We start from the raw sequence: 7261 nt of genomic DNA, 5'->3' as shown, positions 1-7261 counted from the left end.
TATGTTATTTTATCTTGATATTCTAAAGGAAAATTATTTTCTGTTTGGCTACCTTTACTTCTATTAGGGTCAAATAAAACTTTTGTGTTTTTCTTAATAAAATAATTCGTCTTCTGAATATTAAAAACAATTTCATAAAAACCACCTTCAACATCATTTTTAAATGCATCGCGATTAAGCTTTACAAAATCGTGTTTTAAATTATTACCATCACCCAGAATTGAAAATCCAGTAAGAGATGCATCAGAAATCTCTATAATTTCATCTAAATTTTTCATGTTTTTAATTAAAACCCTATTTTTATAAGCATCATATTGTAAATAATCCTGTTTAGAAAAAACACTATCATTTAACACTAGCATTCCTCTATTCCATTCCTTATAAATAAAATTATCACCTTTAACCTCGCTACTCCTTTTAATAATTAATTCCTTTACAATATTTCCTCTGTAATCTAGATTTTGCGTTGTTTGTGAAAATAAACTTGTTAAAAATAGAACTGCAACAATACTAAAAACACTTTTCATAATATTTTATTTAAATTTTATTTAAAGGTACAAAAATCATACCATACAAAATACTACTTTTCCATCAAGGAAAACGAAGACTTAATTATTTATACTATTAGACAAAATTAAAGATATTAGTCACTTTTAAAATAAAATATGAGGGTTAAATCACCATTCTTATGGTCACTATTTCATGCTAATTATTGCTATAAATGCTTTAAAAAAACACTATAAAACATAAAATTCACTCCTTCTACAAATCAAAAAAAACCAACACATTAAATTACCAAAGCTAACATTGCATTGATACTAAATAACTTACTTAAATATTTTAGAAAATAGTAAAGTAATAGTTTGTTTTTAACAACTAGAAAGCAACTTTTTACCATACAATTTTTTATGGTTATAAACAAATTAAAAACAAACAATATTATGATATTCGCATTTAGAAGTAGTTAAATTGCTGTATTTTACATAATTAATAATTTTATTCTATTAAAATTATGACATCTATAATTTTTATCAAATTTTAATTAGGAAATTAGTTTTATAATTATCACTTTTACGCTATAATTCAAACAATTTTAAAATGAAAACAAAGTTTAATGGAATTCTAACACTTTTATTAGTGTTGTTTGTGCAAATAACCTTTGCGCAAGAAAAAACAATTTCTGGTACAGTAACAGATGAAGGAGGTCCTTTACCTGGTGTAAACGTTATTGTTAAAGGTACCTCTAACGGTACTCAAACTGATTTTGATGGTAAATATACCATAAAAGCAACTACAGGTAATATTCTTGTATTCAGCTATGTAGGTATGGAAACTAAAGAAAAAACAGTTCAAGAATCTAACATTATTAATATCACCTTGGCTGGTTCTAATCTACTTGACGAAATAGTAGTAATTGGGTATGGTACAGCTTCTAAAAAAGATCTAACTGGATCAATTTCTACAATTAGCACAGACAATTTGCAAGATAAGCCTGTTGCTGATATAGCTCAAGCTTTACAAGGAAAATCTGCTGGTTTACAGATTGTAAGTACAGGTGGAAGATCTGGTGATGGAACTCAAATTAGTATTAGAGGAAATGGTTCATTAAGTGCTTCAAATAGTGCTTTATACATTATTGACGGAGTACCTCAAGAAAGTATGGGTAGTCTTTCATCTGAAGATATTAAAAGTGTTAGTATACTTAAAGATGCAGCTTCAACAGCTATTTATGGTTCAAGAGCATCTAATGGAGTTGTATTAATTGAAACTAAAAAAGGTAGATACAATCAAGAAACTACTATTTCATTTTCAACTTCTTACGGATTACAAGATATCATTAAAACACCAAATTTATTAAATGCAAAAGAATACAAACAAGTATTAGATGCAGCTAGAATAAATTATGAAAATGATATTGCTAGTGGTGCATTACCAGGTCCAAAAGACCCTACAGAGTTAACACCATTACCAACTAGCACAGTTGATACAGACTGGTTAAGTTTAGTTTTAAGTAACAGTCCAGTAGTACAAAAAAATCAAATTAGTGTTTCAGGAGGTGGAGAAAATACAAAAGCTTATTTTTCTGGTTCTATCTTTAAACAAGATGGTATTATCATAAACGATTCCTATAAAAAAGCTATATTTAGAGTTAATTTAGAGCAAAAACTTAACAAATACGTTAACATAGGTGTACGCTCATATTTTTCATATTCAGAAGCTGTTCCCGTTGCTGATGATAATAATATTTACCAACCTTATTCTAAAGCATTGGAAGCTAGACCTGATTTAAGTCCTTATGATGCTGATGGTAACATTGGTGACTATAACTTTATAAACCCATTATTTGCTTTTGAAAGACAAATTACTGACAAATGGCAAAATTTAGGAGCTACAGCATACTTTGATGCAACCCCAATTGAAGGTCTTGTTTGGCATTCATCTTATAGTGGTAACATACACAGTAATAGATACAACAGATTTGATGCTCCAGATACAAAAAGAGGATTAAATGGAGACGGAATACCAACAGGATATGGTTATTATGGAACTGAGAACAATCGTGATTATCAAATTGAAAACACGTTTACATATTCTAAAAACCTTATGAATGATAGATTAAAATTCACTTTATTAGCTGGTCATTCATTCCAGAAATGGGAATATGAAGATTCTTATGTTTCAGGAGAGAACTTCCCTTCTAATGAATTAAAATGGTTAGTTTCAGCAGGTGAAATAAATAAAGGACGTAGCTATATTAAAGCAATGTCTTTAGAATCATATTTCACAAGAATGCAATTGTCTTTAGATAGCAAATATCATTTAATGGTATCTACTAGATATGACGGATCTTCAAAATTTACTGAAGACAATCGTTGGGGTAGTTTCCCAGCTGTATCTGCAGGTTGGACAATTTCTAATGAAGACTTTTTTGAAGTTCCTTTCATTAACGATTTAAAACTTAGAGCATCTTTAGGTTATACTGGAAATCAAACAGGTATTTCATATTCATCAGGACAAAACCTTATTGGAGCTGGAGAAAATTATGACCAAGAGCCTGGTTTAGCTGCAACTGATATTTACAATCCAAATTTAACTTGGGAAAAAGGTGAAGCTTTAAATTTTGGTTTAAATTTAACCATCTTTGATAAATATGATATTACTTTTGATTATTACAGAAAAGAAACTCAAGATTTATTAAGTAGAATTAATGTACCTCAAGAAAGTGGATACAGAACAATGCTTACTAATATTGGTACTATTTTAAATAAAGGATTTGAAGTTGATGTTAATACTACATTAATTGAAAAAGAAGGTTTCAAATGGAACTTTGGAGTAAACTTCTCTTATAATGATAATGAAGTTGTAAGCATAGGAACAGAAGAAGGTGAATATACAACTGGTTTTGTATCTATTGTTAAAGAAGGTGAAAGCTTAGGTTCTTTTTATGTTTGGGAAGCAAATGGTGTTGCAAATGAAACATATACTTATAAAGATGCTGACGGTGTAGATGGTATTACTGTTGCAGCTGGAGATATGTTATACGTAGATCAAAATGGAGATGGACAAATTGATGATGACGATAAAAAAGTATTCTCTGGTGGTATTGCTCCAATTTATGGTGGTATTCATACACAAGTAGAATATAAAGGATTAGATTTATCAATTAGTGGTCAATACTCAATTGGAAAAAAAGTATTTGCTGATTTTAAAAGAGGTTCTTTAAATGGTGGTAGTGTAGGTGCTCCATCTTATTCTGAAAATATGATATCTGAAATGTTAGATTATTGGACTCCAGAAAACATGGATGCTGCAAATCCAAGACCTCACTTATCTTCTGAAATTGCTGCTTGGAATACTGAACGTTCTTCTAGATTTATAGAAAATGCTGATTACCTTAGAATATCTGATATTACTTTAGGTTACGACTTTAAATCTTTAAATCTTAAAGATTTAGAATTCATAAAATCAATGAGAGTATATGTTCAAGCAAGAAACCCTTTTACATTTACAAAATATTCTGGAGCAGATCCAGAAGTAAACTACGTAGATCAAAGTTCTGAAAAAGGACAAGATAGATCAGATACAAGTAAAATTACTGCAGGTGTAGATTTAGGAGGTATTCCTAATATCAAATCATTTTTAGTAGGTTTAAATATTAAATTCTAAAAAATAAATTATGTTTAAAAAATATTTAATGATATTCTGTATTGGAATATCCACAATTATCCCAACATCTTGTAGCAAAGAATTAGATATTCCTTCGGAAGCTTCTCTTTCTGCAACAGGAGAATTAGCTAAGGAAGACGTAAATAAACTATTAACAGGGGTTTATAGTAAATTAAGACACCCTAACAGATATGGTTATTTTGCAATTATGAATACTGAAATAATGGGTGACAATTACAAGCCTGTAAAATTTCAATGGTATCAAGTAAAGAATTTTTATGAAAATACAGTGCCTGCATCAGACATTCTATTAAGTTATTTTTATGCTGATTATTATGCTGGAATTGATAGAGCTAACGTAATTTTAAAAGTTCCATCTGCAGACAATGATCAAATAGGAAAAGCTAAATATTGTAGAGCTTTAAGTTATTTAAGATTATATGACATGTTTGAACGCATTCCATTGGTTGATGAAAATTATGATAGATCACCTATTGCTCCTTCATCTAAAGAAGATGTTTTAAATTTTATTGTTGAAGATTTAAAATTTGCGAAAGAAAATTGTACTCCTTTTGATGAAGCTAACACTTCTTTAGATCAAAAACAACCTACAAAAGAAGCTGCAATTGCATTGTTAGCTAGAGTTTATAGATTACAAGGTAAAATTTCTGAAGCGGCTATAGAGGCTGAATTATTAATTTCATCTGCTAAATTTTCATTGGCATCAAACCCTTTAGAAAGATCTAGTGAAGTAATTTTCATGTTTAAAGGTAACAAAGCTGAAGAAGTTGGGTCTTGGGGATGGATAATGAGTCCTGAAGCTAAATCTTGGAACTGTTTTGCTGCTGCTGATGATTTAACAGCCTTAGTAAAAGGTGAAGACACTCGTGCAATCTTATTTGATTTTGAAGGTCAAGAAGCTAACGCTGGTTATATCTACTCTAAAAAATACAAAACCGAAGATAATTCAGATTTATTAATTTCAAGAATTGCTGAAATGTATTTAATTTCTGCAGAAGCTGGAAATACAGCTCGTCTTACAGAACTTCAATCTATTAGAAATTCTTCATTAACATTGAATGAAGAAAGAAGATTAGAACTTTCTTTTGAATGGACAAGATGGGAAGATTTAAAACTTGAAGGAGAAGACTATGTACTACCTTACCCAAGTAGAGCAGTAGATTCAAATCCTTTATTACAATAATAATAGTTAAAATAAATTTTAATTATTTAGCCCACCTCGCTTGAGGTGGGTTTTTTTATTCCTACAATATAACTACATTTGCACCATGGAAAACGAAGTTTCAAAAATATTTGGTATTAGAGCTATTATAGAAGCAATTAATGCCGGGCAAACTATAAGTAAAGTTTATATTCAAAAGGATTTAACTGGACATTTATTTTCAGAATTAAATTCACTAATAAAGAAAAACAACATTGCTACTAGCCACGTTCCTGTTGAAAAATTAAATAGGCTCTCAAAAAACAGCAATCACCAAGGTGTTGCTGCTCAAATATCACCTATTGAATTTGTAGATTTAGATACTTTAATTACAACTACTTTAGAAAAAACTTCTACGCCTTTATTCTTATTATTAGATCAAATTTCTGATGTACGTAATTTTGGAGCTATCATAAGAACTGCTGAATGTACCGGTGTGCACGGAATTGTTATTCAAAAACAAGGAAATGCACCTATAAGTGCTGACACCGTAAAAACATCGGCTGGCGCTGCCTTTAAAATTCCTATTTGTAAAGTAGATCATTTAAAAGATGCTATTTTTCAATTTCAAGCGGCGGATATTCAATTAGTAGCTGCTACTGAAAAAACAGATAACTTAATTTATGATGTTGACTTAACTTTACCTACAGCAATTGTTATGGGATCTGAAGATAGAGGAATTAATCCATCCATCTTAAAAATTGTAGACCATAAAGCGAAACTACCTTTATTGGGTGAAATAGAATCTTTAAATGTTTCTGTTGCCTGCGCTGCATTTTTATATGAAGCTATAAGACAACGATTGAAATAAAACTTTCTCTAAACATAAAAGTTAACCGATTTTTATTAAAAACACCGTTACTTCTATTAAAAAGCTCAGTTACTTATTTTAAAAGCACCGTTACTTATTTAAAAAGCTCAGTTACTTATTTTAAAAGCACCGTTACTTATTTTGAAATATTGGCTTTAAAGCAATAGCTACTATTTAAGTTATAACCGTAACTTAGTTTTTGATGTGAATTAGAAACCGTACTCGATACATTTTTAGCCCTATTTCATTGCACAAAAAACACTAAAAATAACCTTTTCAACCTGAGTTCGACGTACTATTAAGTACAAATAACAGATTATCATAAGTTTAAAAATAGGGTCATTGCGAATTTTACTTTTTTTAAGTAAAATGTGGCAATCTCACCATCAATATACAGATTGCCACAGTTGTACCTCCTTCGCAATGACGCAAACATTACGTCATTACGAGGCGCGATAGCAACGAAGTAATCTTTTACTTTGTAGCTCTTCATGAGATTGCTTCCTTTCAGTCGAAATGACACAAACAACTGATATTCAGATGTTATTATTCTAGTTTATATCGAACTCAGGTTTTAAAAACCTGACAAACGTATTAAGTAGGGTATTTTAAACTTCATTAACTTCTTCTTTAACTTCTTCTATAGGAGGATTAAAGTTTCCGTTTTCATCAAATAGGCTTTCAAATTCTTCATTTTTAGTAAAGGTAAAATTTTCGCGTTGGGGTCCCTTATTTCTAAAAATAAAAGCAAATAGTACACCTACTAAAAAACCTGATAAATGTCCCTCCCATGAAATTCGTTCTTCCATCGGAAAAATATACCAAACCATACTTCCATATAAAAAAACAACTGCTAAAGACAAAGCAATCAACCTATAATGTTTTCTGAAAATACCGCTAAAAAAAATAAAACTAACCAACATATATACCATGCCGCTTGCTCCAATATGATAGGATGGACGGCCAAGAATCCAAGTTAAAAACCCTGTTAATAGTAACCCCGTAAAAAGTACTTTGTTCGCAATTTTTTGATAAAAATAATACAAACACCACAGCATAAC

5 protein-coding genes are annotated in these 7261 nt (G+C 30.0%); 3 read left to right on the top strand and 2 right to left on the bottom strand.

The genetic code is table 11. From position 1 onward, the window contains the following. Positions 1-527 (bottom strand): hypothetical protein (locus tag ABY863_RS11960; RefSeq protein ID WP_372795139.1); only part of this gene is annotated, 527 nt, incomplete at its 3' end. A gap of 571 nt (positions 528-1098) precedes the next feature. Here ABY863_RS11960 and ABY863_RS11955 point away from each other — a divergent pair. The 3 genes from ABY863_RS11955 to rlmB all read left to right on the top strand — a co-directional run bounded on the left by ABY863_RS11955 (position 1099) and on the right by rlmB (position 6200). Further along, positions 1099-4167 (top strand): SusC/RagA family TonB-linked outer membrane protein, encoded by a 3069-nt coding sequence (locus tag ABY863_RS11955; protein ID WP_372795137.1) that lies wholly within the window; start codon positions 1099-1101, stop codon positions 4165-4167. Positions 4168-4177: 10 nt separating this feature from the next. Next, complete coding sequence (locus ABY863_RS11950) at positions 4178-5371, top strand: RagB/SusD family nutrient uptake outer membrane protein (RefSeq protein ID WP_372795135.1); 1194 nt, start codon at positions 4178-4180, stop codon at positions 5369-5371. A gap of 85 nt (positions 5372-5456) precedes the next feature. After that, positions 5457-6200 (top strand): 23S rRNA (guanosine(2251)-2'-O)-methyltransferase RlmB, encoded by a 744-nt coding sequence (rlmB, locus tag ABY863_RS11945; RefSeq protein WP_372795133.1) that lies wholly within the window; start codon positions 5457-5459, stop codon positions 6198-6200. Positions 6201-6808: 608 nt separating this feature from the next. Here rlmB and ABY863_RS11940 read toward each other — a convergent pair. Beyond that, positions 6809-7261, bottom strand: a 453-nt coding sequence (locus ABY863_RS11940; RefSeq protein ID WP_372795131.1) for a rhomboid family intramembrane serine protease, incomplete at its 5' end; no start/stop codon positions are given.

Source organism: Lutibacter sp. (assembly GCF_041562875.1).
In the GTDB taxonomy this organism is placed as follows: domain Bacteria; phylum Bacteroidota; class Bacteroidia; order Flavobacteriales; family Flavobacteriaceae; genus Lutibacter.
The sequence above is the reverse complement of the archived record's forward strand: the minus strand, read 5'-3'. Positions and strand labels throughout refer to the sequence as shown.

Coding starts and splice junctions, on each gene's coding strand:
- ABY863_RS11955 (WP_372795137.1), top strand. CDS start 1,099: ATGAAAACAAAGTTTAATGGAATTCTAACACTTTTATTAGTGTTGTTT.
- ABY863_RS11950 (WP_372795135.1), top strand. CDS start 4,178: ATGTTTAAAAAATATTTAATGATATTCTGTATTGGAATATCCACAATT.
- rlmB (WP_372795133.1), top strand. CDS start 5,457: ATGGAAAACGAAGTTTCAAAAATATTTGGTATTAGAGCTATTATAGAA.